General features: G+C 70.7%; 24 protein-coding genes. 6 read left to right on the top strand and 18 right to left on the bottom strand.

All coding sequences use genetic code 11. From position 1 onward, the window contains the following. The 3 genes from GL325_RS03515 to GL325_RS03525 all read right to left on the bottom strand — a co-directional run bounded on the left by GL325_RS03515 (position 1) and on the right by GL325_RS03525 (position 3564). Positions 1 to 1584, bottom strand: coding sequence for an MDR family MFS transporter (locus GL325_RS03515; protein ID WP_187768619.1), 1584 nt, complete (start codon positions 1582 to 1584; stop codon positions 1 to 3). Continuing rightward, positions 1581 to 2207: a TetR/AcrR family transcriptional regulator gene (locus GL325_RS03520; protein ID WP_187768620.1), complete on the bottom strand. Its 627-nt coding sequence runs from the start codon at positions 2205 to 2207 to the stop codon at positions 1581 to 1583. The genes GL325_RS03515 and GL325_RS03520 overlap by 4 nt, the downstream gene beginning before the upstream one ends. 181 nt (positions 2208 to 2388) lie before the next feature. After that, a complete protein-coding gene (locus tag GL325_RS03525) occupies positions 2389 to 3564 on the bottom strand; it encodes an NAD(P)/FAD-dependent oxidoreductase (protein ID WP_187768621.1) in 1176 nt (391 codons plus the stop codon). A 94-nt stretch (positions 3565 to 3658) separates the two neighbouring features. Between GL325_RS03525 and GL325_RS03530 the strand changes: the two genes are divergently transcribed. Beyond that, a complete protein-coding gene (locus tag GL325_RS03530; RefSeq protein ID WP_187768622.1) occupies positions 3659 to 5068 on the top strand; it encodes a cytochrome ubiquinol oxidase subunit I in 1410 nt (469 codons plus the stop codon). Then, positions 5065 to 6066: a cytochrome d ubiquinol oxidase subunit II gene (locus GL325_RS03535; protein WP_187768623.1), complete on the top strand. Its 1002-nt coding sequence runs from the start codon at positions 5065 to 5067 to the stop codon at positions 6064 to 6066. Before GL325_RS03530 ends, GL325_RS03535 begins: the two co-directional genes overlap by 4 nt. 88 nt (positions 6067 to 6154) lie before the next feature. Here GL325_RS03535 and GL325_RS03540 read toward each other — a convergent pair whose 3' ends face one another. From GL325_RS03540 to GL325_RS03550, 3 genes are all read right to left on the bottom strand, one after another. After that, positions 6155 to 9076, bottom strand: a complete 2922-nt coding sequence (locus GL325_RS03540; RefSeq protein WP_187768624.1) for a vitamin B12-dependent ribonucleotide reductase — start codon at positions 9074 to 9076, stop codon at positions 6155 to 6157. A 59-nt stretch (positions 9077 to 9135) separates the two neighbouring features. Next, on the bottom strand, positions 9136 to 9651 hold the full coding sequence (nrdR, locus tag GL325_RS03545) for a transcriptional regulator NrdR (protein WP_154595230.1): 516 nt from the start codon (positions 9649 to 9651) through the stop codon (positions 9136 to 9138). A 168-nt stretch (positions 9652 to 9819) separates the two neighbouring features. After that, the gene (locus GL325_RS03550; protein ID WP_187768625.1) at positions 9820 to 10038 is read right to left on the bottom strand and encodes a hypothetical protein; all 219 of its coding nucleotides are present in this window, start codon (positions 10036 to 10038) and stop codon (positions 9820 to 9822) included. 12 nt (positions 10039 to 10050) lie between these two features. Between GL325_RS03550 and GL325_RS03555 the strand changes: the two genes are divergently transcribed. Then, positions 10051 to 11157, top strand: a complete 1107-nt coding sequence (locus tag GL325_RS03555; RefSeq protein WP_187768626.1) for an RNA polymerase sigma factor — start codon at positions 10051 to 10053, stop codon at positions 11155 to 11157. 54 nt (positions 11158 to 11211) lie between these two features. Continuing rightward, on the top strand, positions 11212 to 11718 hold the full coding sequence (locus tag GL325_RS03560) for a Dps family protein (RefSeq protein ID WP_154595232.1): 507 nt from the start codon (positions 11212 to 11214) through the stop codon (positions 11716 to 11718). 86 nt (positions 11719 to 11804) lie between these two features. Here GL325_RS03560 and GL325_RS03565 read toward each other — a convergent pair whose 3' ends face one another. Both GL325_RS03565 and GL325_RS03570 read right to left on the bottom strand, forming a co-directional pair. Further along, complete coding sequence (locus GL325_RS03565) at positions 11805 to 12281, bottom strand: hypothetical protein (protein ID WP_187768627.1); 477 nt, start codon at positions 12279 to 12281, stop codon at positions 11805 to 11807. A 168-nt stretch (positions 12282 to 12449) separates the two neighbouring features. Beyond that, positions 12450 to 12851 carry a LysM domain-containing protein gene (locus GL325_RS03570; protein WP_154595234.1) on the bottom strand — a complete coding sequence of 134 codons (402 nt, stop codon included), beginning with the start codon at positions 12849 to 12851 and terminating at the stop codon, positions 12450 to 12452. A gap of 177 nt (positions 12852 to 13028) precedes the next feature. Here GL325_RS03570 and GL325_RS03575 point away from each other — a divergent pair, with 177 nt between their 5' ends. Further along, the gene (locus GL325_RS03575; protein ID WP_187768628.1) at positions 13029 to 14024 is read left to right on the top strand and encodes a YihY/virulence factor BrkB family protein; all 996 of its coding nucleotides are present in this window, start codon (positions 13029 to 13031) and stop codon (positions 14022 to 14024) included. Here GL325_RS03575 and GL325_RS03580 read toward each other — a convergent pair. After that, complete coding sequence (locus GL325_RS03580) at positions 13963 to 14271, bottom strand: hypothetical protein (protein ID WP_187768629.1); 309 nt, start codon at positions 14269 to 14271, stop codon at positions 13963 to 13965. The genes GL325_RS03575 and GL325_RS03580 overlap by 62 nt on opposite strands. 83 nt (positions 14272 to 14354) lie before the next feature. Between GL325_RS03580 and lexA the strand changes: the two genes are divergently transcribed. Next, positions 14355 to 15041 (top strand): transcriptional repressor LexA, encoded by a 687-nt coding sequence (lexA, locus tag GL325_RS03585; RefSeq protein WP_154595237.1) that lies wholly within the window; start codon positions 14355 to 14357, stop codon positions 15039 to 15041. A 9-nt stretch (positions 15042 to 15050) separates the two neighbouring features. Here lexA and galE read toward each other — a convergent pair whose 3' ends face one another. The 9 genes from galE to trpB all read right to left on the bottom strand — a co-directional run bounded on the left by galE (position 15051) and on the right by trpB (position 25898). Beyond that, entirely contained in the window at positions 15051 to 16019 is a 969-nt protein-coding gene (gene galE, locus GL325_RS03590) for a UDP-glucose 4-epimerase GalE (RefSeq protein ID WP_187768630.1), read from the bottom strand. 44 nt (positions 16020 to 16063) lie between these two features. Next, a complete protein-coding gene (locus GL325_RS03595; RefSeq protein ID WP_187768631.1) occupies positions 16064 to 17806 on the bottom strand; it encodes a collagen binding domain-containing protein in 1743 nt (580 codons plus the stop codon). A 41-nt stretch (positions 17807 to 17847) separates the two neighbouring features. Further along, complete coding sequence (locus tag GL325_RS03600) at positions 17848 to 19797, bottom strand: ATP-dependent DNA helicase (RefSeq protein ID WP_187768632.1); 1950 nt, start codon at positions 19795 to 19797, stop codon at positions 17848 to 17850. A 74-nt stretch (positions 19798 to 19871) separates the two neighbouring features. After that, complete coding sequence (gene hflX / locus GL325_RS03605) at positions 19872 to 21287, bottom strand: GTPase HflX (RefSeq protein WP_187768633.1); 1416 nt, start codon at positions 21285 to 21287, stop codon at positions 19872 to 19874. Beyond that, positions 21284 to 22096 (bottom strand): diaminopimelate epimerase, encoded by an 813-nt coding sequence (dapF, locus tag GL325_RS03610; RefSeq protein WP_187768634.1) that lies wholly within the window; start codon positions 22094 to 22096, stop codon positions 21284 to 21286. The genes hflX and dapF overlap by 4 nt, the downstream gene beginning before the upstream one ends. Positions 22097 to 22105: 9 nt before the next feature. Beyond that, positions 22106 to 23008, bottom strand: coding sequence for a tRNA (adenosine(37)-N6)-dimethylallyltransferase MiaA (gene miaA / locus GL325_RS03615; RefSeq protein WP_187768635.1), 903 nt, complete (start codon positions 23006 to 23008; stop codon positions 22106 to 22108). A gap of 22 nt (positions 23009 to 23030) precedes the next feature. Next, a complete protein-coding gene (gene lgt, locus GL325_RS03620) occupies positions 23031 to 23855 on the bottom strand; it encodes a prolipoprotein diacylglyceryl transferase (RefSeq protein WP_187768636.1) in 825 nt (274 codons plus the stop codon). 1 nt (position 23856) lies between these two features. Then, positions 23857 to 24654: a tryptophan synthase subunit alpha gene (gene trpA, locus GL325_RS03625; RefSeq protein ID WP_187768637.1), complete on the bottom strand. Its 798-nt coding sequence runs from the start codon at positions 24652 to 24654 to the stop codon at positions 23857 to 23859. After that, the gene (gene trpB, locus GL325_RS03630; protein WP_154595246.1) at positions 24651 to 25898 is read right to left on the bottom strand and encodes a tryptophan synthase subunit beta; all 1248 of its coding nucleotides are present in this window, start codon (positions 25896 to 25898) and stop codon (positions 24651 to 24653) included. The genes trpA and trpB overlap by 4 nt, the downstream gene beginning before the upstream one ends. Positions 25899 to 25935: the final 37 nt, after the last annotated feature.

The following is a 25935-nucleotide window of genomic DNA, read 5'->3' on the forward strand; positions in this document are numbered from 1 at the left end:
TCAGCGCTCGGCGCCGCTCACCGCCCCGGCCGCATCGAGCGTCTGCTCGCCCAGCGACTCGTCCGTCTTCGCCACCTCGATGGTGTGGTGCAGCGGCTTCTCGTGGACGAACCACAGGACCGCCGCCGACACCGCCGCGAACGGGACCAGCCACAGGAAGATCGGCATGAGCGCGTCGTTGTAGGCGCCCACCACGACGTCGTGGAGCGCGGGCGGCAGGTCCGCGACCGCGTCGGGGGTCAGCGACGAGGATCCGCCGCCGGCGCCGGACTCGGGCAGCTCCTTCGCGAGGGAGTCGGTCAGCCGGGTCGTGAAGATCGAGCCGACCGCCGCGGCGCCCAGGGTGCCACCGACCTGACGGAAGAAGTTGTTCGCCGCGGTCGCCGTGCCGACGATCCGGTGCGAGAACGAGTTCTGCACGATCAGCGTGAGCACCTGCATGCCCAGACCGATGCCGATGCCCAGGACCAGCAACGCGCCCTCGATGTGCCAGCGGGCGTCGCCGATCTCGATCGTCGACAGCAGGAACAGACCCAGGCCCGTCACCACGGCGCCCGCGATCGGGTACCAGCGGTAGCGCCCGGTGCGGCTGACGGCCTGGCCGACGACGATCGACGTGACGAGCATGCCGCCCATCATCGGGATCATCATGAGGCCGGCCTTGGTGGCGTCGACGCCGACGGACATCTGCAGGTAGGTGGGCAGGTACGACAGCGAGCCGAACATGCACACGCCCAGGATGATGACGCCCACCGTGGTCAGGTTGAAGTTGCGGTCGCGGAACAGACCCAACGGCATGACGGGCTCCTCGGCCCGGCGCTCGACCGCGACGAACGCGAACGCGGCCGCGACGGTGACGACGCCCAGGGCGATGATCTGCGGGCTGGTCCAGGCGTACTGGTGGCCGCCCCACGTCGCGCCGAGGATCAGGGCGCTGGTGGCGATGGCCAGCAGTGCCATGCCGAGGTGGTCCACGCGCGTCTTGGCGCGCTCGACGGCCGGCTTCTGCAGCAGCAGGACGACCGCGACGAAGGCCAGCACGCCCAGCGGGACGTTGATCCAGAAGGTCCAGCGCCAACCGGGCCCCTCGGTGAACCACCCGCCCAGCAGCGGGCCGGCGACCGAGGACAGGCCGAAGACGGCACCGAGGATGCCCATGTACTTGCCGCGCTCGCGCGCGGGCACGACGTCGGCGATCGCAGCCTGCGACAGCACCATGAGGCCACCGCCGCCCAGGCCCTGCACGGCACGGGCCGCGATCAGCAGGCTCATGTCCTGCGCGATCGCGCCCAACAGCGAGCCGACGGTGAACAGGACGATGGCGATCAACAGCAGCGGCTTGCGGCCGAGCCGGTCACCGAGGCGGCCGTAGATCGGCATCGTGACGGTCATGCCCAGCAGGTACGCGGTCATGACCCAGGCGATGTGGTCGGCACCGGCGAGGGAGCCGACGATCGTCGGCAACGCGGTCGACAGCACCGTCTGGCTCAGCGAGGCCAGCAGCATGACGAGCATGAGGGCCGCGAAGACGAGCAGGACGGTGCGCTTGTCGGACGTGTGGGTGGAGGGAGTCGTCGTGGTCATAGTGCGGTGGAGGTGACCTTTCTGAAAGTGTCGATGGCGGCGGCGAGAGCAGGGTCTCGGTCGTCGTTGAAGAACTCGGGGTCGCCTGTCCAGGCGAGTGTCACGACCGCTCCGGCCAGCAGGACGAGCGCGCGAGCCTCGAGCGGGTCGGTGGGCAGGCCCTCGACGCCCATCCATCGCGGCTCGGCGTCCTCGACCATGCGGGCGTTGACCAGCTTGCGACTGTCGGTGAACACCTGCGTCAGGCGGACGCGCAGTCGTGGGTGCGCAGCGGCGATCGAGCGGCGCTGCACGAGATCGACGCCGGGGCCGATGGTGCTCGCCGCGACCTCGGTCACGAGTTTGCTGACCCGCAGCAGGGCCGGCTCGTCGGACGAGTCACGCAGCATCGCGACCGCCTCCTCGGTGATGCGCGGGGTGCGGACGCCGAGGATCGCGTCCTCCTTGGAGTCGAAGTAGTTGAAGAAGGTCCGCGTCGAGATCCCGGCCGCGCCGGCGATCTGGGCGACGGTGACCTCGTCGGGACCCTGCTCGAGCGTGGCCCTCGCGGCGGCGTGATGGATGGCCGTCCACGTCTGCCGCTGACGCTCGGCCACCAGGGAGTTGACGGAGTCTGTTTGCACCTATGCAGTCTATGCACTCGTGCAATGTTTGCACGGCTGCAATGGCTCGTCTCCTCAGATTGCAGCCGTGTCCTTGCTCACCTACGGTCGAAGGGTCGCAGTAGACCTCCAGGGTTCTGCGGACACGAGAGATCGGGTCCCGGGGGCGGTGCATCCCCCGGGGCCCGGTCCACCCTCCCGGTCAACCCAGCGCCGCCACCTCCGCCGGGTCGACGCGACGCCCCACCATCGCGCGCAGGGTGTCGCTCACCTCCCAGATGCCCACGTTCATCGCGGCAGTCAACAGCCCCTGCCGGTCGAACCAGCACGCGATGAAACGGTTCGCCGCCAGGTCGCCGTGGATCTCGAGCCGGTCATCGGGCGCCGACCGGCCCACGTACTCCATCGAGAACTCGAACTGGTCGGTGAAGAAGTACGGCAGCCAGTCATAGGGCGTGTCCCGGCCCAGCAGCACGTCCGCGGCCGCCCTGCCCTGGCGGATCGCGTTGTCCCAGTGCTCGACCCGCAGCCGGTCGTCCAGCGTCACGTTCCAGGCGTTGGCGACGTCCCCGATCGCCATGACCCGCTCGTCGTGGGTCTGGAACCACTCGTCGACCACGATGCCGCCGTCGACCTCGAGACCGGAGTCCTCCGCCAGGACGACATCGGGGACGGCCCCGACGGCGACCAGGACGTGATCGGCCTCGAGGATGCCCTGCGACGTGCGCACCCCCGTCGGACGTCCCGACCGGACCGTCACCTCCTCCACCGTGACGCCGGTGCGCAGGTCGACGCCGTGCGACCGGTGCAGCGCGGCCAGGTGCTCGGCCAACTCGACCCCCAGGACACCGGCCAGCGGCACGTCCGCCTGCTCGAGGACCACGACGTCGACCCCGTGCTGACGCGCGGCGGCCGCCACCTCCAGACCGATCCAGCCCGCGCCGATGATCACCAACCGGCCGCCGGCCTCCAGCGCCGCCAGCACCTGCGCCGAGTCCTCGCGGGTCCGCAGGTACAGCGCGGTGTCCGCACCCGGCAGGTCGGGGACGCGGGGCTGGGCGCCCGTCGCCAGGACCAGCAGGTCGTACGACACCCGCTCCCCCGAGTCCAGCGTGACCCGCCGCCCGTCGCGGTCCAACGAGGTCGCACGGTCCCCGGTCACCAGCCGGACGTCGTGCTCGGCCCACCAGCGCGGGTCCAGCACGAGCGGGTCCGTCTCCCGGCCGAGCAGCAGGTCCTTCGACAGCGGCGGGCGCTCGTAGGGCGCGTGCGGCTCGGCGCCCACGACGGTGATCGACCCCTCGTAGCCCTCGTCCCGGAGCCGCTCGACCGCCTTCGCAGCGGCCAGGCCCGCCCCGACGATCACCAGACTCTCCATTCCTCCATGCTGCGCCGCGCACCGCGCCGCGCAACCCCGTGGCCCGCACGCGGCCGGGAGGTGGGCACGCGAGGCCGGGGTTACGTTGGCTCACATGGCGGTCCTCGACCTGGTCCAGGTTGTCCTCGCCGGAGACGATCCGGCGGGATTGCTGCCCGCTCGCCAGCAGATGGCCCTGTCCCTGGGGTGGCACATCATCCTCGCCTCCTTCGGGGTCGCCTTCCCCGCGATGATCTTCGTCGCGCACTGGCGCGGCGTGTACCGCGACGACGCCAACGCCCTGACCCTGGCCAAGCGGTGGGCCAAGGTCTCGGCGGTCCTGTTCGCGATCGGTGCGGTGTCCGGGACCGTCCTGAGCTTCGAGATGGGCCTGCTGTGGCCGGGGCTGATGGGTCCCTTCGGCGACGTCCTGGGCCTGCCGTTCGCGTTCGAAGGGCTCTCGTTCTTCACCGAGGCGATCTTCCTGGGGATCTACCTGTACGGGTGGGGACGCATGCCCCCGCGGCTGCACCTGCTGATGATCCTGCCGATGGCCGTCGCCGGGGTCGTGGGGACGTACTGCGTCGTCGCGGTCAACGCGTGGATGAACATGCCGGTCGGCTTCGCCATCGAGGACGGCGCCGTCGTCGACATCCGGCCGTGGGCGGTGCTGTTCAACCCGGGCGCCGTGCTGCAGTTCGCGCACATGTGGGTCGCGGCGTACATGGTCGTGGGGTTCCTGGTCGCCGGCGTCTACGCCGCCGGGATGCTGCGCGGACGGCGTGATCGGCACCACCGCCTGGGATTCACGATGGCGTTCGCCTTCGCGAGCGTCGCCGCCATCATCCAACCCTTCGTCGGGCACCTGCTGGGTCTGCGCATCGCCACCCGGCAGCCCGCGAAGCTGGCCGCCTTCGAGCTGGCCACCGAGACCGAGAGCCCGTCGCCGTTGCGTCTCGGCGGGCTGCTGATCGACGGTGAGGTCCGTTACGCCCTGGACATCCCGTACCTGGGCTCGATCATCGCCAGGAACTCCTTCACCAAGCCGGTCGTGGGCCTCGAGGAGATCCCGGTCGCGGACCAGCCGCCGATCAACATCACGCACCTCGCCTTCCAGACCATGGTCGGGATCGGGACGCTGCTGTTCGTCGCCGTCGTCGTGTACTGGTTCGTCCGGTGGCGCGGGCGCGACCTGCTGGCCAACCGGTGGACGCTGCGGGCCGCGGTGGTGGCCGGACCACTGGCGGTGATCGCCCTCGAGGCCGGCTGGATCGCGACGGAGGTCGGGCGCCAGCCGTGGGTGGTGCAGAACGTGCTCAGGACCCCGGACGCGGCCGGGGACAACCCCGACCTGTGGATGCTGCTGGTCGCGACCACCATCTTGTACACCGCCCTCACCGTCGGGGCGATCACCGTGCTGAGATCGATGTCCCGGCGGTGGCGCGCGGGCGAGGAGGACCTGCCCAGTCCGTACGGACCCCAGCTCGAAGGGCCGAGCGTCGACGAGCGCCCGGTGGGCTCGTGACCCTCCAGACGGCGGTCGCCGCTGCGCTGTTCGTCGGCGTCGTCGCGTACGCCCTGTTCGGCGGAGCGGACTTCGGCTCGGGCTTCTACGACCTGACGGCAGGCGGCTCGCGGCGCGGCGCCGAGCTGCGCACGCTGGTGGACCACAGCATCGGCCCGGTCTGGGAGGCCAACCACGTGTGGCTGATCTACGTCCTGGTGATGTGGTGGACCGGCTTCCCCGAGTCGTTCGCGGCCGCGATGAACACCCTCATCCTGCCGATGCTCTTCGCCTTGCTCGGCATCGTCCTGCGCGGCTCGGCGTTCGCGTTCCGCAAGTTCGCGCCGACCATGAGCCAGGCTCGCCTGTACGGCGCGGTGTTCGCCGGCTCCTCGCTCATCACGCCCTTCTTCCTCGGGACGGTCGCCGGCGCGATCGCCTCCGGACGGGTTCCCGCCGAGGGCCGCGGCGACCTGTGGACCTCGTGGCTCAACCCGACGTCGATCCTCGGCGGGATCATCGCCGTCGGGACCTGCGCCTTCCTCGGCGGGGTCTTCCTCACCGCCGATGCCGACCGCGGCGGCCGCACCGCTCTGGCCGAGAGCCTGCGGCGGCGCACCATGGTGGTCGGTGTCGGCACCGGAGTCGTGGTGTTCGCCGCGCTCGTGCCCATCGCCGAGGACTCCCCCACCCTGGCCGCGGGCCTCGAGGGACGTGCCGCCCCGCTCATCGTGGCCTCAGCGCTGGCCGGTGCGGCGACGTGGGTGCTGCTGTTCCGCCGGAGCTACAGCCCGGCCCGGGTGACCGCGGTCGTCGCCGTGGCGTCGGTCATCACCGGCTGGGGCGCCGGGCAGTACCCGTGGCTGCTGGTCGACCAGGTCCGCATCGCCGACGGCGCCGGCGCGGACGCCACGCTCGTCGGCCTGCTCGTCGTGGTGGGACTGGCCGCCGTGCTGGTCGTGCCGCCACTGGCCTACCTGTTCAGGCTGACCCAGACGCAGGAGTGGACCCGGGACTGATCCCCTCCGGACGCGGGCCGGCCCGGACCCTCCGCGAGGAGAGTCCGGGCCGGAACGAGGGGCGGCTGCACCTGCCGCCGCCTCGTGATCAGCTGCAGCCGCTGGTGCTGCCGCAGCCCTCGCACACGTGGCAGGAGCCGGCGGGACGCATCTTCGTGCCGCAGGTCATGCACAGCGGGCTGTCGACCGCGGACCCGGTGATCTCCTCGAGGAGCTCGGCCGAGGTGTGGGCCCGACCCGAGGCCGGACGCGCGGTCTCGACCTGGATCGCCACCGCTTCGGCGTCGGCGATCTGCGCCTCGGCCCTGATCTCGGCAGCCGCCTCGGGCGAGGGACCCGCCGCCTCGTCGGTGACCAGCTCGGCCGCGGTCGAGCCGTCGCCCTTGACCGGCTCGTAGGAGCCCGTGTCCAGGTACCGCTGACGCTCGTCGACCGAGAAGATCGACATGGCCGACCGGGTGTCGAAGTCGATGTAGTCCAGCGCCAGGCGACGGAAGACGTAGTCCATGATCGACTGCGCCATCCGCACGTCCGGGTCGTCGGTCAGACCGGCCGGCTCGAACTTGAGGTTCGTGAACTTGCTGACGAACGTCTCCAGCGGCACGCCGTACTGCAGACCGATCGAGACGGCGATGCTGAACGCGTCCATCACGCCGGCCAGGGTCGAGCCCTGCTTGCCGAGCTTGAGGAAGATCTCGCCCAGCGTGCCGTCGTCGTGGGCACCGGAGGTCATGTAGCCCTCGGCGCCACCGACGCTGAAGCTGGTCGTGATCGCAGCGCGCGACTTGGGCAGACGGCGACGGATCGGCTTCTCGACGATCTTCTCGACGATCTTGACCTCGGTCTCGGCCGCGGCCTGACCGCTGGTCGCCTTGTCCTGCGTCTTCTGGCTGGACAGCGGCTGGCCGACCTTGCAGTTGTCGCGGTAGACCGCCAGCGCCTTCAGGCCGAGCTTCCAGCCCTGGAAGTACACGTCGGCGATCTCCTCGACCGTCGCGGTCTCGGGCATGTTGACCGTCTTGCTGATGGCGCCGGACAGGAACGGCTGGCAGGCCGCCATCATCCGGACGTGGCCCATCGGCTTGATGGCCCGCTCGCCCACGGCGCAGTCGAAGACCTCGTAGTGCTCCGGGCGCAGGCCCGGGGCATCGATGACGTGGCCGTTCTCGGCGATGAACTCGACGATCGCCTCGATGGTCTCGCCGGTGTAGCCCAGCTTCTCGAGAGCCGCGGGGACCGTCTGGTTGACGACCTGCATCGAGCCGCCGCCGACGAGCTTCTTGAACTTGACCAGCGAGAAGTCCGGCTCGATGCCGGTCGTGTCGCAGTCCATCATGAAGCCGATCGTGCCGGTGGGCGCCAGGACGGAGGCCTGGGAGTTGCGCCAGCCGTTCTTCTCACCGATCTTCAGGTTGGCCGCCCACTGCTTGGTGGCCTCCTTCTGCACGGCGATGTCGATCGCGTGCTTGGTGCGGATCTCGTCGTTGGCGGCCTGGTGCTTGCGCATGACGCGCTGGTGGCCGTCGACGTTGGCGGCGTAGCCCTCGTAAGGGCCCACGACGCCGGCGAGCTCGGCGCTGCGGCGGTAGGACGTGCCGGTCATCAGCGAGGTGATGCCCGCGGCCAGCGCCCGGCCACCCTCGGAGTCGTACGCCAGGCCCGAGGCCATGAGCAGCGCGCCGAGGTTGGCGTAGCCAATGCCCAGCTGACGGAACTTGCGCGTCGTGTCGCCGATGGCCTCGGTCGGGAAGTCGGCGAAGCAGATCGAGATGTCCATCGCGGTGATGATGAACTCGACGCTCTTGACGAACTTCTGGGTGTCGAACGTGCCCTCGGCGGTGAGGAACTTCAGCAGGTTCAGGCTGGCCAGGTTGCAGCTGGAGTTGTCCAGGTGCATGTACTCGCTGCACGGGTTCGAGGCGGTGATCCGGCCCGACTCCGGCGTGGTGTGCCAGTCGTTGATGGTCGAGTCGTACTGGATGCCCGGGTCGGCGCACGCCCACGCGGCGTGGGCCATCTTGCCCCACAGCTCGCGGGCGTCGATCTCCTCGATGACCTCGCCGCTGGTGCGGGCGCGCAGACCGAAGGAGGTGCCCTCCTCGACGGCCTCCATGAACTCGTCGCTGACGCGCACCGAGTTGTTGGCGTTCTGGTACTGGACGCTGGTGATGTCCGAGCCGCCCAGATCCATGTCGAAGCCCGCGTCACGCAGCACGCGGATCTTCTCCTCCTCGCGCTCCTTGGTCTCGACGAACTCGACGATGTCGGGGTGGTCGACGTCGAGCACGACCATCTTGGCGGCGCGACGGGTGGCGCCACCGGACTTGATCGTGCCGGCGGACGCGTCGGCGCCGCGCATGAAGGAGACGGGGCCCGAGGCGGTGCCGCCGGACGAGCGCAGCAGCTCCTTGCTGGAGCGGATGCGCGACAGGTTCAGGCCGGCGCCGGAGCCGCCCTTGAAGATCAGGCCCTCCTCGCGGTACCAGTTCAGGATCGAGTCCATCGAGTCGTCGACGGCCAGGATGAAGCACGCGCTGACCTGCTGAGGGCTGGAGGTGCCCACGTTGAACCACACGGGGCTGTTGAAGCTGAAGATCTGGTGCAGGAGCATGTACGTCAGCTCGTGCTCGAAGATCTCGGCGTCGGCGTCGGTGGCGAAGTAGCCGAAGTCCTTGCCGGCCTTGACGTAGGTCAGGACGACACGGTCGAGCAGCTGGCGCAGGCTCGACTCACGCTCGGGGCTGCCCACGGCGCCACGGAAGTACTTCGTGGTGACGATGGTCGAGGCGTTGAGGCTCCAGAAGTCGGGGAACTCCACGCCGCGCTGCTCGAAAACGGTCTCGCCGGTCTTCCAGTTGGTCTGGACGACGTCACGCCGCTCCCAGGTGACCGCGTCGTACGGGTGCACGCCCTCGGTGGTGTGGACTCGCTCGATCTTCAAGCCGTTCTTCGCGGACTTGCGGCTGGTGCGAGGGGCGGATCCCGAGGTCCCGCCGACCGTTTCGGTCATGTGGTGCTCCTGTCGTGGTGTGCAGCGTGGATGTGTGTCGTCTGGGGACTGCGGGTCGGTCAGGACCCGGAGTCGGGGTGCTTCGGCGAAGAGGCCTCGGCGGCGCGGTCGAGCACGTGGGCGATGTCGGCCTGGTCGGCCATGAGCCCGGCGATCTCGGCGACGAAGTCGTCGGCGGAGTCGAAGGACTTGTAGACCGACGCGAAGCGCAGGTACGCCACCTCGTCGAGGGCGCGCAGGGGTTCGAGGATGGCCATCCCGATGTCCTGCGTGTTGATCTCGGCCTGGCCGGAGGCGCGCAGGGCGTCCTCGACCTGCTGGCCCAGGCAGGCCAGGTCGTCGGTGGACACGGGTCGGCCCTTGCAGGCCTTGGCGACGCCGGCGACGGCCTTCTCGCGGACGAACGGCTCGGTGGCCCCCGAGCGCTTCACGACCATGAGCTGCATCTGCTCGATCGTGGTGAAGCGCTTCTCGCATCGCGAGCAGGCCCGGCGACGGCGAATGGAGCCGCCCTCATCGGCCACGCGCGAGTCGAGCACGCGCGTGTCGGTGTGCTTGCAGAACGGGCAGTGCATCGTTTCCTCCTCGCATCGGACCGAATTCCGCTCCCGGTGGATGAACCTGGGGACGGAGTGTGGACATCTTCACATGTGATGTGGGTAACAGGGCTGAACCTGTGGACCTATATGTGGAGAATCACATCTGTGTAACTACTAGATGTAGTGGTTACTCTACGTGGCGTGTCACCGGTAAGCAACAACTTCGCAAAGAAGTCCGACAGAATTGGAGGCGATGTTCGCAAGGACGACGTTTGCGCAGGTCAGCCCGGGGTCGGGGCCGGTCGACTCGCGGATCACGGGCGTGTCGGCGACCATCGAGGGGTCGCATCGAGTTTCCCCGTCCATCACGACCGGCAGCACGGAACGAGAGGAGTCGCCTTGTCCCTTGCGCACCTTGGACACCGCGACACCGACATGACCCACTCCGTCTCCCTCCCCCGAGAACTTCGCTCAGCACGCCTGCGCGCACTGGGGGTGCTCGCCGTCCACGTCGGCGACCTCGGGGAGGCCCTGGACGCCGTGGACGACGTGGTCGCCGCAGTGCGCCATGATCGGCCCTCGGCCGACTCGTTGCTGGAGCAGGCCTGGGCCAGCTCAGGACGGACGGACCCGGTGCCCCACGTCCCCGAGGACGACGCGTCGGCCGTGCTCACCGTGCTCTCGGCCTGCTCCCACTCCTCCTTGCCGATGGCCGCCCGGATCGCCCTCATGCTCGCCGTCGCCGGCGGCTTCCCGACCGACGAGATCGCGCGCAGCTTCGCCGTTTCCGACGCGACCATGGCCCGCCGGCTCACCTGGTCGCAAGACCGCGCCCGAGGCCTGCTCGGGCAGCGCATCCCCCCGGAGCTCACCGCCCAGCACCTCAACTGTGTGCTCGACGTGCTGATGCTGGTCTTCGACGACGGCATCGTCCACCCCCACTGCCACCTGGACCTGCCCTATGAGGCCGTCGAGACGATGCGGGTCCTCGTGGAGCAGTTCCCGGCCGAGCCCGAGCCGCGGGCCGCGCTGGCCATCATGCTGTTGACCCGCGCGCGCCGCGACGCCCGGGTGGCCCCCGACGGCTCGCTCATCCCGTTCGGGGAGCAGGACCGCAGTCGCTGGCACCGCGACGAGATCGACGAAGGGCTGTTCCTGCTGCGCGCCAGCCGGCGTCAGAACCCCACGGGGCCCTACCAGGTCCGCGCCACCATCCAGGCCGAGCACGTCACCGCCGCGAGTGCCGCGGACACCGACTGGGACCGGATCCTGGCCCTGCACGACCAGCTCATGATCCTGGCGCCCTCCGATCTCGTCGCCCTGAGCCGCGCCACCTCGCTCGCGGAGGTTCGCGGCGCCGACGTGGCGCTTCAGCTGGTCGAGGGCTTCGACCTCGACAGTCACCTCTACCACGCCACGCGGGCCGATCTGCTGGCCCGGCTGGGCCACCACGAGGAGGCCGACCGCGCTTGGACCGCTGCGGTCGCCCGGGTACGCAGTGCACGTGAGCACGCCCGGTTGCGGGGCGCTCTCGAGGGCTGAGGACGTCACACTCGCTGCGGTTGCGACATCGGTTGATCGCTCTACGGTGGAGGCATGGCCACCAAACCCAAGTACACGGTTCCCGGTCTCAGCATCGCCGACGGCGAGAGCCTGGCGAAGACGCTGCAGGATCGGTTGAACGCACTCAACGACCTGATGCTCACCCTCAAGCACGTGCACTGGAACGTCGTGGGCCCCCACTTCATCGCGGTGCACGAGATGATCGATCCCCACGTGGTCGAGGTTCGCGACATGGTCGACGAGACCGCGGAGCGCATCGCGACCCTGGGCGCCGTCCCCCTGGGCACCCCGAAGGCGATCGTCGACGGACGCTCGTGGGAGGACTACCCGCTGGGCCGGGCGACGACCACCGAGCACCTCAAGGCGCTTGATGCCGTCTACACCGGCCTCATCGACGACCACCGCAAGGCGCAGGCTGCCGTCGAGGACCTCGACCCGGTGACCGAGGACATGATCATCGGGCAGATCAAGACGCTCGAGCTGTTCCACTGGTTTGTGCGAGCCCACCTCGAGAGCGCAGGCGGACAGCTCAAGAGCTGACGCCCGCACCCTGAACACGGGAACGCCCCGGTCCTTCGACCGGGGCGTTCGTTCGTCCTTCGGTGGCAGCGGGGCCGGAGTGCCGGTCAGACCGCCGGGACCTCGCGCCGCCGCGCCGCGAGCACGGCCAGTCCGTGTCCGGCCAGCGCGGCCAGGACCTGCAACGTCATCGAGGTGACGACCACGCCGACGCCGAGCCACCAGTAGACCGGCCCTTCGCCCGAGCCCGCCGTCACGACCAGCGCGAGGGACACGAAGGCCAGTGCTCCCCCGGCCACGACCCAGGCCAGCGCGCCCATGTCGGCCGGACGCACCCGCTGCCACGCGTAGCCCGCGGCCACGAGCGCCAGCAGGACGACGACGCCGACGGCCGGGTGTGCCTCGGTCACGGCACTGCCGAGCCAGCGCGCCGGAGCATCGACACCGTGCGCGCCCTCGCGCCCCGGCAGCACCCAGGTCGCTGCACTGGCCGTCAGCAGGACGGCGGCGCGACACAGCACCTGCCCCCGGTACCGGGTCATCACGTGGAAGTGGTGGTGATGGCCATGAGCGGCGATCGTCATGCGGACCTCCTGAAGTCGATGTCCTCACTGCACGCTACGCCGCGGACAGCGACAAGGGAACGAGTCGGCGATGAACGCGTGTCGAACCCTGACACAACGCGACGCGGCGCCCACCGCCCCTTCCCCAGGGCATCGATGGGCGCCGCGCGCGGGCTCGGGAGTGAACGGTCAGTCGGTGGTCGGCACGGCCAGCGTGGTGCCGATGGGGAGCGCGACCCCGTCCTCGAGGGCGTTGAGCTTGACGATCTCGTCCACGGTGGACCGGATGTCGGCGTCGGGACGTGCCTCCGCGGCGATGCTCCAGAGAGTCTGACCCGGCTGGACCGTCACCGTGGTGACGATGCCCGGCTCGGCGGCGGAGTCCGAGGCGACCACGGCGGACCCGAAGACGATCACCAGCGCGCTGATCACGGCGAGGGCGACGGCCACCAGGGCGATCCGGCCACGACCGGTCAGGCGCAGCGGCGCGGCGGGAGCGGCGCCGGCGGCCCGGTACGTCGTGCGGGTCACCAGCGGGCGACGCGGCAGGTCGATGACCGGGAAGGAGCTGTGGTCGAGGGTGATGCTCATGATGGCCTCCGGGGAAGTGCGGCTGTTCGATTCGATCACGTGTTCTATCGAACACATGAACGACTGTACGGGTGGCCTCCGACAAAATCGAGCATTGTCGAAATCTTGTTCGAACGGGCGTGTCGTTCCGGCCGGAGCGACGGGCGCTCCCCCGGCGGAGCCCGATACCGTCGGGCCATGTCCCTGCTGCAGACGCTGGTCACCGCGTGGCGGCAGGCATCGGCCAAGCAGGCGTCGCTGCTGGCTGCCGGAGTCGCGTTCTTCCTGTTCACGTCCCTGTTCCCGGCCCTCATCGCCATGGTGTCCGTCTACGGACTGGTGGCCGATCCGGACACCATCGCGGACCAGGCGGACCGACTGACCGCCGCCTTGCCGCCCGAGGCCGCATCCTTCATCACCGACCAGATGGACCAGCTCACGGCGGCGGACGCCGGCTCGCTGGGCGCGAGCGCCGGCGTCGCCGTCGCACTGGCCCTGTACTCCGCGTCGAGCGGGATCTTCCACCTCGTCACGGCCATCAACCAGCTGTACGGCCTGCCTCCGCGCGGGTGGTACGTCGTGCGCCGCCTGTCCGGACTGGCCCTGACCATCGCGGCCCTGGTGTTCGGCGTCCTGTCCGTCTCGGTCGTGGCAGTGGTCCCGGTGGTCCTGGACCTGACCGGCGCCGGCACCGTCACGCGCGTGATCGCGCACGTCATCCGCTGGCTCGTGCTGGCCGGCGCCGTCCTCGTGGCCATCGGCGTGCTCTACCGCCAGGCTCCCCAGCGACCCCCGACCGGCCCGCTCATCAGCCGGGGCGTGGTCCTGGCCGCCGCGATCTGGCTCCTGAGCTCGGTCGGCTTCTCGATCTACGTCGAGACCTTCGGCACCTACGCCCGCACGTACGGCGCGCTGGCCGGCGTCGTCGTGCTGCTGCTGTGGCTGTGGATCGGGATGTGGGCCATCTTGTTCGGTGCGTGCGTCGAGGCCACCCGCCAGCACATCGTCAGTGACGAGACGATCGCACAGGAGGCGAGGCTCGCCCGGGAGCGTGCCACTCGCGCCAGGCTGGCCGTCGAGGCCGAGGAATCCGGCGAGCCGCGGGGTCGCGTGGACCCCCGTCGAACCCGGCTCAGCCCAGCGCGCGACCCACGAGGAACGCGATCGCGCCGACCACGACCACCAGCGCGATGAGGCCGCTGACCAGCTCGACCGGGCCGAGACCGTGGCGCGGGACGCCCTGCTGCTGCAGGTCGACCTCGAAGTCCGGCAGCAACAGCTGCAGGTCGACCGTCGCGAAGTCGGCGACCGCGTGCTCGCGCAGGACGTCGCGCGCGACCGCCTCGATCTGGCCGAGCTCGGCGGCCATGGCCGATCCGACGCCCGACACCTCGACGTTCCACTGCTGACCGGAACGGGTCCCCACCACCACGTAGCTCACGTTCCTCACCCTAGGCCACCACCGGGACACGCCGTATCGAACACCTGTTTGATCCCACCGCCCGCCCCGGCTACGGTCGTCCCATGAGCGAGAACCTGGACGAACCGGTCGACCTGACCGGACTGACCAAGCGCCAACGTCGCATCCTGGTGTTCCTCAAGGAGCACATCGAGGCCCAGGGGTACCCGCCCAGCATGCGCGAGGTCGGCGCCGCCTGTGACCTGGCCAGCACGTCCTCGGTCTCGCACCAGTTGCGGATGCTCGAGCGCAAGGGGTTCATCCGCCGCGATCCCCACCGCCCGCGGGCCCTGGAGATCTACCTGCCCGACTCCAAGCCGGCGATGCGCGCCCGCCCGGCCGACCACGACGAGACCGACAGCGGCGACGCGGCTCCCGAGCCGGCCTACGTGCCCATGGTCGGTCGGATCGCGGCCGGCGGTCCGATCCTGGCCGAGCAGCGCGTCGAGGAGGTCATGCCGCTCCCGCGCTCGCTGGTCGGCGACGGCACGCTCTTCCTGCTCGAGGTCAAGGGCGACTCGATGATCGACGCCGCGATCTGCGACGGCGACTACGTCGTGATCCGCCAGCAGCAGGTCGCCGAGAACGGCGAGATGGTCGCCGCCATGATCGACGGCGAGGCGACGGTCAAGACGCTCAGCCGTCGCGACGGCCAGGTCTGGCTGCTGCCGCAGAACCCTGCCTACGACCCGATCGACGGCACCGACGCCCAGATCATCGGCAAGGTCACCGCAGTCCTGCGCCGGGTCTGACGGGGCGGGTCAGGCCGTCGCGTCGCCGGGCCTCGCCCGCCAGGCGCTGGCCACCATGTCGTCGAGCGTGTGCCGCATCTTCCAGTCCAGGTCGCGCGTGGCGCGCTCCCCCGACGCGACGATGCGCGCCGGGTCCCCGGGGCGGCGGTCCGCCTCCTCGGGCTCGAAGTCCACACCGGTCGCGGTGGCGACGGCCTGCATGATCTGACGGACCGAGACGCCGTCGCCGCTGCCCAGGTTGTAGACCGGCTCCAGCTCGTCGCCGTCCAGCAACCGCCGCACTGCGGTGACGTGCGCCTCCGCCAGGTCGGCGACGTGCACGTAGTCACGCACGCACGTGCCGTCGGGCGTCGGGTAGTCGGTGCCGTTGATCCGCGGTCGCTCGCCCCGACTCAGCGCACGGATGACCAGCGGGAACAGGTTGTGCGGGCTCGAGTCGTACAGGTCCGGCTCACCGGAGCCGACGACGTTGAAGTACCGCAGCGACGTGTGGCGCAGACCGGTGGCCACCGCCTGGTCGCGGATCATCCACTCCCCCACCAGCTTCGACTCGCCGTACGGCGACTCCGGGGCGGTCGGCGTGTCCTCGGTGACCAGATCGATGTCGGTCGTGCCGTAGACCGCCGCGGAACTGGAGAACACGATCGCCCCGATGCCCAGCTCGGCCATCGCCTCCAGGAGGCTCAGCGTGCCCCCGACGTTCTGCTGCCAGGTGTGCACGGGCCGCTCGACCGACACCCCCGCGTACTTGAAGCCGGCCAGGTGGATCACGGCGTCGATGCGGTGCCGCGAGAGCTGCTCGACGAGGCCCTTCGTGTCGAGGATCGAGAGGTCGATGAAGGGCACCTCGGGCCGGACGAAATCGCGATGCCCGCTGGACAGGTCGTCGACGACGACCGAGTCCAGGCCCGCCCGTTCGAGCGCCCGAACGACGTGCGCACCGATGTAGCCGGCCCCACCAGTCACCAGAATCGCCATGAATCCAGCCTAGGGCGACTGGTCGCCCGGACCGGCCCCCGGGGTCACTGACGGAAGGTCAGCGTCCCCACGGACTTGTTCTTGCCGCGCTTGACCGTCACCGTCTTGGGACCGGAGAACGCACGCGAGATGCCGCGCCACGAGTCGGCGTTCACGACGATGCGGTACCTGCCCGACGCCAGGCCGGTGACCTTGAACTTGCCGGCGCCGTCGGTCATCGCCGTGCGGTAGACCTTCTTGCCGTCGGTGGAGGTCAACCGGACCATCAGCTCGGTGCGCGGCTTGATCTTCTTCGCGGTGACGCGGCCACTGACGGATCCGCCCTTGGCGTTCTTCAGCACGACCCGCATCGACGAGCCCTTGACGTAGACCAGCTTGTACGTGCCGGCGGTGTAGGCGCGGCAGTGCTGGCGGTACATCTTGTGGTTCTTGGCCTTCCACTTCTCGAACCCGCGGTCGAGACCGTTGAAGTAGCCGTCGTTGTTCTTGTAGCGGCTCTTGTACCAGGCCGAGCAGCCCGTGCGGCGGCCGATCTCGAACCAGTAGTGGCCCTCACCCAGGCTGACCTTGCGGCCCGAGCCGGCACGCACGACGTCCGAGGACAGGATCTTGCGACCCTTGGCGTACTCGCGCACCGTGAGGTACCGGTCGACCTTGGCCGAGCTGGACGGTCCCTGGTAGCCGCCGACGGCGACGCTGACCGTGGTCCGGCCGCGTCCGACGTTGTGGACGCGGTTCGCCAGGCCGGCCGCGGGCAGCGGCAGCATGCGGCCGGTGGAGGCCGTGTCGGCGCGGTTGTTCACCACGGCGTGGCACGTTCCCCACGAGCGGTCGCCCGAGCCGAACCACAGCCCACCTGCCGGCTTGACGGCGTAGATCCGCGCCGTGGACGTCGGCAGGAAGCCGACCTCGTAGTTGCCGTTGCCGTTGGTCGTGGTGCGTCCGTAGACGTTCGCGCAGGACATGAAGTCCAGGTCGCGCAGCACGCGCGAGGAGGAGGACCAGTACGGCGGACGGCCGACGATCGTGACCTCGGTGCCGGCGACGGGCTTGGCGCCGTTGCGCACCTGGCCCTTGATCGAGGCGTAGCGGGCGTTGGCGACGTAGCGGAACTTCTGTCCGCGGGTGACCTTGATCGCGGTGCCCGCGCCCATGTCGCGCGCTCCCCCGGCGAAGCCGCCGTTGCCGTTGCCGCGCCACCACCACGAGCGGCGCTCGCCGCCGGAGGTGCCGACGACGTGCAGCTTGTACGTGGCCGACGCGCCGTTGTTGGCGCCCATCGCCACGCGGAAGGAGAACCGGCCGCCGTTGCGCTCGACGTCATTGACGGTGGAGACCAGGACGTTGCGGTTGCGCGACCCGATGCGCCACAGCTCGACCTTCACACCACTGGCGCCGGCGCCGCTGGCGCGGGAGACCGTGCCCGAGATGGTGCCGTACGCGACCTTCGCCTCCTGATGGATGCGCTTCGGGGAGGCGCCGGTCATCCGCAGCACGGCGGAGGGACGGGCCTTCCACCCGGTGTTGCGGAAGGTGACCCATCGCGCGGACCGGGCCTTGACCTTGAAGCTGCGCTTCTGGGCCGCGGCTCCCTCGACGTAGACCGTGCCCGAGCACGCCTTCTTCTTGGTGCAGCGGGCCCAGACCGAGCCGTAGCCGGCCTCGCTCATGGCGACGACGGAGGTCTTGGTCGACAAACCCGCCGCCTGGGCGGGCGCGATGCTGACGATGAGAGATCCGACGAGCGCCACGAAGGCAGCGGCGAGCGAAGGAAGGCGGAACGGCATGGGATCCCCGAGGTGTTGAACGATGAGTCCGGGCCACGGTATCAAACTGCGGCGGAATTCCCGTCCTTCGCCGCAGCGTCGAGTCGCCGCAGTGCCGCGGTGACCACGGCCCGGTCCGTCGTGCGCCACAGGGGCGGCAGGGACGACGCCAGGAAGCCGCCGTACCGCGCGGTCACGAGGCGCGGGTCCAGGACCGCGACGACCCCCCGGTCGGTCGAGCGCCGGATCAGTCGGCCGACGCCCTGCGCCAACAGCAGAGCCGCGTGCTGGGCCGCGACCTGCATGAAGCCGTTGCCGCCGCGACGCTCGACCAGTCGCTGCCGGGCGCTGCTCAGCGGATCGTCCGGACGAGGGAACGGGATGCGGTCGATGATGACCAGGGTGCAGGTGTCGCCGGGGAGGTCGACGCCCTGCCACAGGCTCAGCGTCCCGAACAGGCAGGCGCTGGGATCCTCGGCGAAGCGGCGGGCCAGCTCGGGCAGCTGCGCGTCGCCCTGGCACCACACGTCGAGGTCGGGCAACGACGCGCGCACGTACTCGGCGGCCTTCTCGGCCCCGCGGCGGGACGAGAACAGGCCGAGCGTCCGCCCGCCGGCGGCCTTGATCAGCGCCGTGATCTCGCCGAGCTGCTCGGCGTCGGCACCGTCGCGACCCGGCGGCGGCAGGTGCTTGGCGACGTAGAGGATCCCCTGGCGCGTGTAGTCGAACGGCGAGCCGACGTCGAGCCCGGTCCAGTCCGACCCCTGCAGGTCCAGCCCCAGGGAGGCCGCGACCGGCCCGAAGGACCCACCGAGGGTCAAGGTCGCACTGGTCAGCACGACCGTCTTCTCGCCGAAGAGCTTCTCGCGCAGCGCGCCGGAGACGTCGATGGGCGCGATCTTCAGGTGCAGGCCGCTGCGACCCTCCCCGAGCCACAGGACCTCGGTCTCGCGACCGGCGGCCATCCGCTCGGCGACCAGGCGGACGTCCTCGATCGTGCTGCGTGCCTGCTGGCGTCCCGGGTCGGCGTCCTCGCCCTTCTCCTTGGTGAAGTTCGAGAAGCACGCGCGGGCGCTGTCGCGCACCAGCGCGAGCGCTCCGGCCAGCGCGGGCTCGATCGCGTCGATGCGGCCGGGCTGGACATGGGTGAGCGCGTCGGCCAGCGCATCGGCGGCGTCGCTGAGGTCGTCGGCCGTTCCGGCGTCGTCGAGATACGACCGGGCCCGCCGCGCGGCCCGCTCGATGAGACCCGGGTCGAGCTCGTCGGTGGACGCCTGCGTGACCCGGGCCGCCAGCTCGTGCGCCTCGTCGACCACGACGGCATCGAACTCCGGCAGCATCGGCACGCCCTCGATCGCGTCGATCGCGAGCATCGCGTGGTTGGTGACCACGACGTGGGCCTTCGAGGCGTCCTCGCGGGCCCGCTCGGCGAAGCACTCGGTGGCGTACTCGCAGCGGGATGCGCCCAGGCACTCGCGTGACGTGACGCTGACCTGGCGCCAGGCGCGGTCGCCGTGGGTCGGGGCGCCGTCGCGGTCACCCTGGTGTCCGCCCTCGGCCTGCTCCTCGGCCCACTCGCGCAGCTTCACGACCTCGGCGCCCAGGGAGCCCTCGGGCACCTCGACGAGGATCCCCTGCTCGTCCGGCGCGCCCATGCGGACCCGGTGCAGGCAGGCGTAGTTGGCACGGCCCTTGAGGACGGCGTGGTGGGGCACCGTGTCCATCGTGTCCCGGGCGGCCTCCTTGAGGGCCGGGATGTCGCGCTCGACCAGCTGGTGCTGCAGGTTCAGGGTGGCGGTCGCGACGACGACGCGCTTGTCGTGCAGCAGCGCGGGCACGAGGTAGCCCAGCGACTTGCCGGTGCCGGTGCCGGCCTGGACCAAGAGGTGGCGCTCGTCGCGCAGCGCCTGCGCCACGGCCTCGGCCATGGCGACCTGGCCGGGCCGCTCGGAGCCGCCCACGGAGGCGACCGCGGCGGCCAGGACGTCGGTCACGGCGGGGCGGGAGGGCATGAGCGAACGCTACCCGGCCACGACAGGCGCGGGAGCACCGATCCACAGTGCGGCACCGCCGCGCCGGTGTGCTCTCAGCGGTCGGCCGAGGCGAACGGGGCCAGCTCGGCGGCCAGCTCGGGGTGGGCCCGCGCGACGACGTGGGTGCCGTCGGCCACGTGCTCGAGGACCTCGATCTCGGCGTGCAGGTGCAGCTGGTTGACCAGGTCGCCGCGCGAGTAGGGCACGACCGCGTCCACGAGCACCTCGGGAACGGGCAGGTCGGCCTCGATGGCGCTGAGCAGCTCGTCCATCCCCTCGCCCGTGCGCGCGCTGACGACGACCGCGTGCGGCTCACGCGCCAGCAGTCCCTTGAGCACGAGCGGGTCGGCCGCGTCGGCCTTGTTGATCACGATGATCTCGGGCACGCCGAGCGCGCCGACCTCGGAGAAGACCTCGCGCACCGCGCTGATCTGACCCTCGGGATCGGGGTGCGAGCCGTCGACGACGTGCAGGATCAGATCGGATTCGGCCACCTCCTCCAGCGTCGAGCGGAACGCCTCGACCAGCTGGTGCGGCAGGTGCCGGACGAAGCCGACCGTGTCCGAGAGCGTGTACACGCGCCCGTCCGACGTCTCGGCCCGGCGCGTGGTGGGATCCAGGGTCGCGAACAGCGCGTCCTCGACCAGCACGCCGGCTCCGGTCAGCCGGTTGAGCAGGCTCGACTTGCCCGCATTCGTGTACCCCGCGATGGCCACCGAGGGGATCTTGTTGCGCCGGCGCTCGGCCTTCTTGGTCTCGCGCGTGCCGCGCAGCTCCTTGAGCTCGCGGCGCAGCTTGGCGATGCGGGCCTGGATGCGTCGGCGGTCGGTCTCGAGCTTGGTCTCACCGGGGCCACGGCCACCGATGCCCTCGCCCCCTGCGGCCTGGCCGCCGGCCTGACGCGACAGGTTGCCGCCCCAGCCGCGCAGGCGCTGGGTCTGGTACTGCAGCTGGGCCAGCTCGACCTGGGCCTTGCCCTCGGCGCTCTTGGCGTGCTGGGCGAAGATGTCCAGGATCAGCGCCACGCGGTCGACGACCTTGACCTTGACCCGGTCCTCGAGGTTGCGCAGCTGGCTCGGTGCGAGCTCGCCGTCGCAGATCACGGTGTCGGCCCCCGTGGCGCGGACGGCCTCGCGGAGCTCCTCGACCTTGCCGCTGCCGATGTAGGTGGCCGGGTCGGGCTTCTGGCGACGCTGGATCAGGGCGTCCAGCACCTCCGAGCCCGCGGTCTCGGCGAGCGCCTTGAGCTCGGTCAGCGAGTTCTCGGCGTCCTCGACGGTGCCCTCGTTCCAGACCCCCACCAGCACGACCCGCTCGAGTCGCAGCTGGCGGTACTCGACCTCGCTGATGTCCTCCAGCTCGGTCGACAGGCCCGCGACGCGGCGCAGCGACGACCGGTCCTGCAGGTCCATCTCACCGCGGTCGAGCTCGTGCTCGGGGACCTCGTCGGGTCGGTTCTGGTCGGTCATGCGCTCCACTCCATCGTGCCGCCGGCGACGATCACGGCCGGGCCGGTCAGCACCGTGCGGTCGGGTGAGACGGTCACGTGCAACGTGCCGCCGGGGACGTCGACGCGGTAGGTCGCCGGTCCGCTCTGGCGGTCGGCCTTCGCGGTGGCGATCGCCGTCGCGCAGGCGCCGGTGCCGCACGACCGGGTCTCGCCCGAGCCTCGTTCGTGCACGCGCATCGCCACGTGCTGCGGGGCCAGGCGCTGGACGAACTCGACGTTCACGCCCTCGGGGAACACCGCCTCGTCGTGACGGGGCGGCTCGGTCAGCGCGCCGGCGTCGGCCAGGGAGTCGACGAAGGCCACCGCGTGCGGGTTGCCGGTGTGGACCTCGAGGGCCTCCCACGTGCGGTCGTCCGCGCTGACCTTGGTGTGGCCGCCGGTGGTCCAGGCGCCCATGTCGACCGAGAGCTCGTCGCCGACGACCGACAGGAACTTGAGTCCGTCACGGGTGTCGATCGGGAACTCGGGACCCTCGACGAGGCCCTGCTCGAGCAGATGGCGGGCGAAGACACGGATGCCGTTGCCGCACATCTGACTCAGGGTGCCGTCGGCGTTGCGGTAGTCCATGAACCACTCGGCGGGCGAGTTGTGCCCCAGCGCGGTGCACCGGACGACGCGCATGACGCCGTCGGCGCCGATGCCCCGGCGCCGGTCGCACAGGGCCGCCACGAAGGCCGGATCGAGGTCGCCGTGCACCGTGCCGTCGTGGTCGGGCAGCAACACGAAGTCGTTCTCGGTGCCATGACCCTTGAACCACGCGAATTCCATGGGCCCAGCCTACGGGGAGCCGACGAGGGACACCGCCCGCGCGAGCAGGTCGGGGGCGTCGAAGGGCAACCAGTGGATCCGCGGGTCCTTGCGCATCATCCGATCCTGGCGCCGGGCGAAGCGCCGCGTGCCGGCCTTCGTCTCGGCCCGGGCCTCGTCCTCGGAGATCTCGCCGGCCAGGAAGGCCAGCACCTGCTGGTAGCCCAGGGCCCGCGAGGCGGTCGGCGATCCGGCCAGCCCGGGCAGGGAGCGGACCTCCTCGACGAATCCGTCGGCCCACATCTGGTCGACGCGGGCGTCGATGCGCGCGTCCAGGACGTCGCGAGGGACGTCCAGGCCGATCATCGCGACGTGGGGGTAGATCGAGACGGCCGGGGGCATGGTCGCCATGAACGGCTGGCCGGTCAGCTCGCCGACCTCGAGCGCCCGGACGATCCGCCGGCCGTTGGTGGGCAGGATCGCCGCGGCCGCCGGCGGGTCGCGGCGCGCCAGCTCGGCGTGCAGCGCCTCGGGGCCGATCTCGTCCAGTCGGGCCGCCCAGCGCTCCCGCACCTGAGGGTCCGTGCCGGGGAAGTCCAGGGGGTCGAGCACCGCCCGCACGTAGAGCGACGAGCCGCCCACCAGGATCGGCAGCCGGCCACGGTCCCGGATGTCGTCGATCGCGGCCCGGGCCCACTGCTGGAACTGCGAGACGTTCGCCTCGTCGGTCACCTCGAGGACGTCGAGCAGGTGGTGGGGCACCCCGCCCCGCTCCGCCGGGGTGGCCTTGGCGCTGCCGATGTCCATCCCGCGGTACAGCTGCACCGAGTCGGCGTTGACGACCTCGCCGTCCAGCTCCTGCGCCAGGGCGACCGAGAGCCCGGTCTTGCCCGACGCCGTCGGGCCGACGATCGCGACCACGGGACGGCTCATGGGTCCAGTCTTCCAGCCCCGGTCAGGCGCTGGTGTCGACCGGCTCGTCCCGGTACCGCCGCCTCGCCCACAGGAAGTACGCCAGTCCCCCGCAGAACACGATGATCGAGGTCCACACGTTCAGGCGGAACGGACCCAGGTGGTTCACCGTGTCGATGCGCAGCATCTCGATCCAGCCGCGGCCCAGCGTGTAGAGCATCACGTAGAGCGCGAAGACCTGGCCGTGCGCGAGCTTCAGGCGACGCTCCAGCCACACCAGCAGCGCGGCCGCGGCGAGGTTCCACAGCGCCTCGTAGAGGAACGTGGGGTGGAACGTGGCGAACTGCTCGTACCCGTCGGGGCGGAACTGCCGGTCGATCTCCAGGCCCCAGGGCTGCGTCGTCGGCTTCCCGAAGAGCTCCTGGTTGAAGTAGTTGCCGAAGCGGCCGATGGCCTGGGCCACGAGGAGCCCGGGCGCCAGGGCGTCGGCCATCTTCAGGAAGTCGATGTCGTACCGGCGGCAGGCGATCCACGCGCCCACGCCGCCCAACGCGACGGCACCCCAGATCCCGAGTCCGCCCTCCCAGATCTTGAGGGCGTCCAACGGGTCGCGGCCCGCGCCGAAGTAGAGCTCGGCGTCGGTCAGGACGTGGTAGATCCGGCCGCCGATGATCCCGAACGGGATGGCCCAGATGGCGATGTCGCCGATGGCGCCCGCCCGGCCTCCGCGCGCGACGAACCGGCGCTCGGCGATGAAGATCGCCGCGACGGCTCCGGCAATGATGCACAGCGCGTACGCGCGCAGCGGGAACGGGCCGAGGTGCCAGACCGCCTGGTCCGGGGAGGGGATGTACGACGCGATGGTCATGTCAGTCCCGCTCGACGCCGGCCCGCAGCTCGGCCGCGAGCTCGCGCAGGGAGGCCAGGGCGGACGCCTCGTCCGGCTGGTCGAGCAGGCACCGCACGAGAGCCGATCCGACGATGACCGCGTCGGCGAACTCGGCGATCTCGTGGGCCTGGGCACCGTTGCTGACGCCGAGTCCCACGCCGACGGGCTTGTCGGTGACCTTGCGCAGTCGCGCGACCAGCTCGGGCGCGAGGCTGCTGGTCTGCGCACGCTGGCCGGTGACGCCCATGACCGCCGTGGCGTAGATGAAGCCGCTGGCCGCGTCCGCCGTCATCGCGAGGCGCTCGTCGGTGGACGACGGCGACACGAGGTACACGCGGTCGAGGTCGTGGGCCCGCGAGGCGCGCTCCCACTCGATGCCCTCGTCGGGGATCAGGTCGGGCGTGATCAGGCCCGCTCCCCCGGCGGCTGCCAGATCGGCGGCGAACCGGTCGACGCCGCGACGCTCGACCGGGTTCCAGTAGGTCATGACGACCGTCGGCGCACCGGTGGCGGCAGACGCCTCGACGACACGGAACACGTCGTCGACGCGGGTGCCGTTGACCAGGGCGGCCTCGGCGGCCGCCTGGATCGTGGGTCCGTCCATCACCGGATCGCTGTACGGCAGGCCGACCTCGACCAGGTCGACGCCACCCTCGACCAACGCCTGGATCGCGGCGATCGAGCCGTCGACCGTCGGGAAGCCGGCGGGCAGGTAGCCGACCAGGGCGGCGCGGTTCTCGGACCGGGTGCGCTCGAAGAGGTCGTCGATCACGGTCATCGGTCGGTCTCCGCCCGGTCGTTCTCGTCCAGCAGCCCGAAGTACTTCGCGGCGGTGTGCACGTCCTTGTCGCCGCGGCCCGAGAGGTTCACCAGGATCGTGGCGTCCGGGCCCATCTCCTCGGCGAGCATGATGGCGCCCGCCAGCGCGTGCGAGGACTCGATCGCGGGAATGATGCCCTCGGTCTTGCACAGCAGGTCGAACGCGGCCATCGCCTGCGCATCGGTCGCGGGCCGGTACTGGGCCCGGCCGATGTCGGCCAGGTGGGCGTGCTCGGGGCCGACGCCCGGGTAGTCCAGGCCGGCGCTGATCGAGTGCGACTCGATCGTCTGCCCGTCCTCGTCCTGCAGCAGGAACGAGCGGGCGCCGTGCAGGACGCCGACCTCGCCGGCGGTGATCGTGGCGGCGTGACGACCCGTCTCGAAGCCGTCACCGCCGGCCTCGATGCCGATGAGCCGGACGTTCTCGTCGGGCACGAACGCGGTGAACAGCCCGATCGCGTTCGAGCCGCCGCCCACGCACGCGACCGCGGCGTCGGGCAGCGTGCCCAGCAGCTCCAGGCACTGGGCCCGGGCCTCGTCGCCGATGCCGCGGGTCAGCTCGCGCACCATCGTGGGGAACGGGTGCGGGCCGGCCGCGGTGCCGAACAGGTAGTGCGTCGTGTCGACCGTGGTGACCCAGTCGCGCAGGGCCTCGTTGATCGCGTCCTTGAGGGTCGCGCTGCCGGTGGTGACCGGGATGACCTCGGCGCCCAGCATCTGCATGCGGGCGACGTTGAGCGCCTGGCGCTCGGTGTCGACCTTGCCCATGTAGACCGTGCAGTCCAGGTCGAGGTAGGCACAGGCGGTGGCTGAGGCGACACCGTGCTGACCGGCACCGGTCTCGGCGATGCACCGCGGCTTGCCGATCCGCTTGGCCAGGAGCGCCTGACCGATGACGTTGCGGATCTTGTGGGCGCCGGTGTGGTTCAGGTCCTCGCGCTTGAGCAGGATGCGCGCGCCCACGGCCCGCGAGAAGCGGTGCGCCTCGTAGAGCGGGCTGGGGACGTTGGCGTACTCGCGCAGCATCCGGTCGAGCTCGCCCCGGAAGGTGGGGTCGGCCTGGGCGGCCTCCCACTCGCGGGTGATCTCGTCGAGGGGGGCGATGAGCGCCTCGGGCATGAACCGGCCGCCGAAGCGGCCGAAGTGGCCGGGGCCGTCGGGAAGAGCCGATCGCGACCGCGATCGGTCGGGAGTGTCAGTCATGGTCGTCCTGGGTGAGAGATGGTGTGCCGGCGCGGTT

The sequence above is a fragment of the Aeromicrobium sp. 636 genome, from assembly GCF_024433585.1.
In the GTDB taxonomy this organism is placed as follows: Bacteria; Actinomycetota; Actinomycetes; order Propionibacteriales; family Nocardioidaceae; genus Aeromicrobium; species Aeromicrobium senzhongii.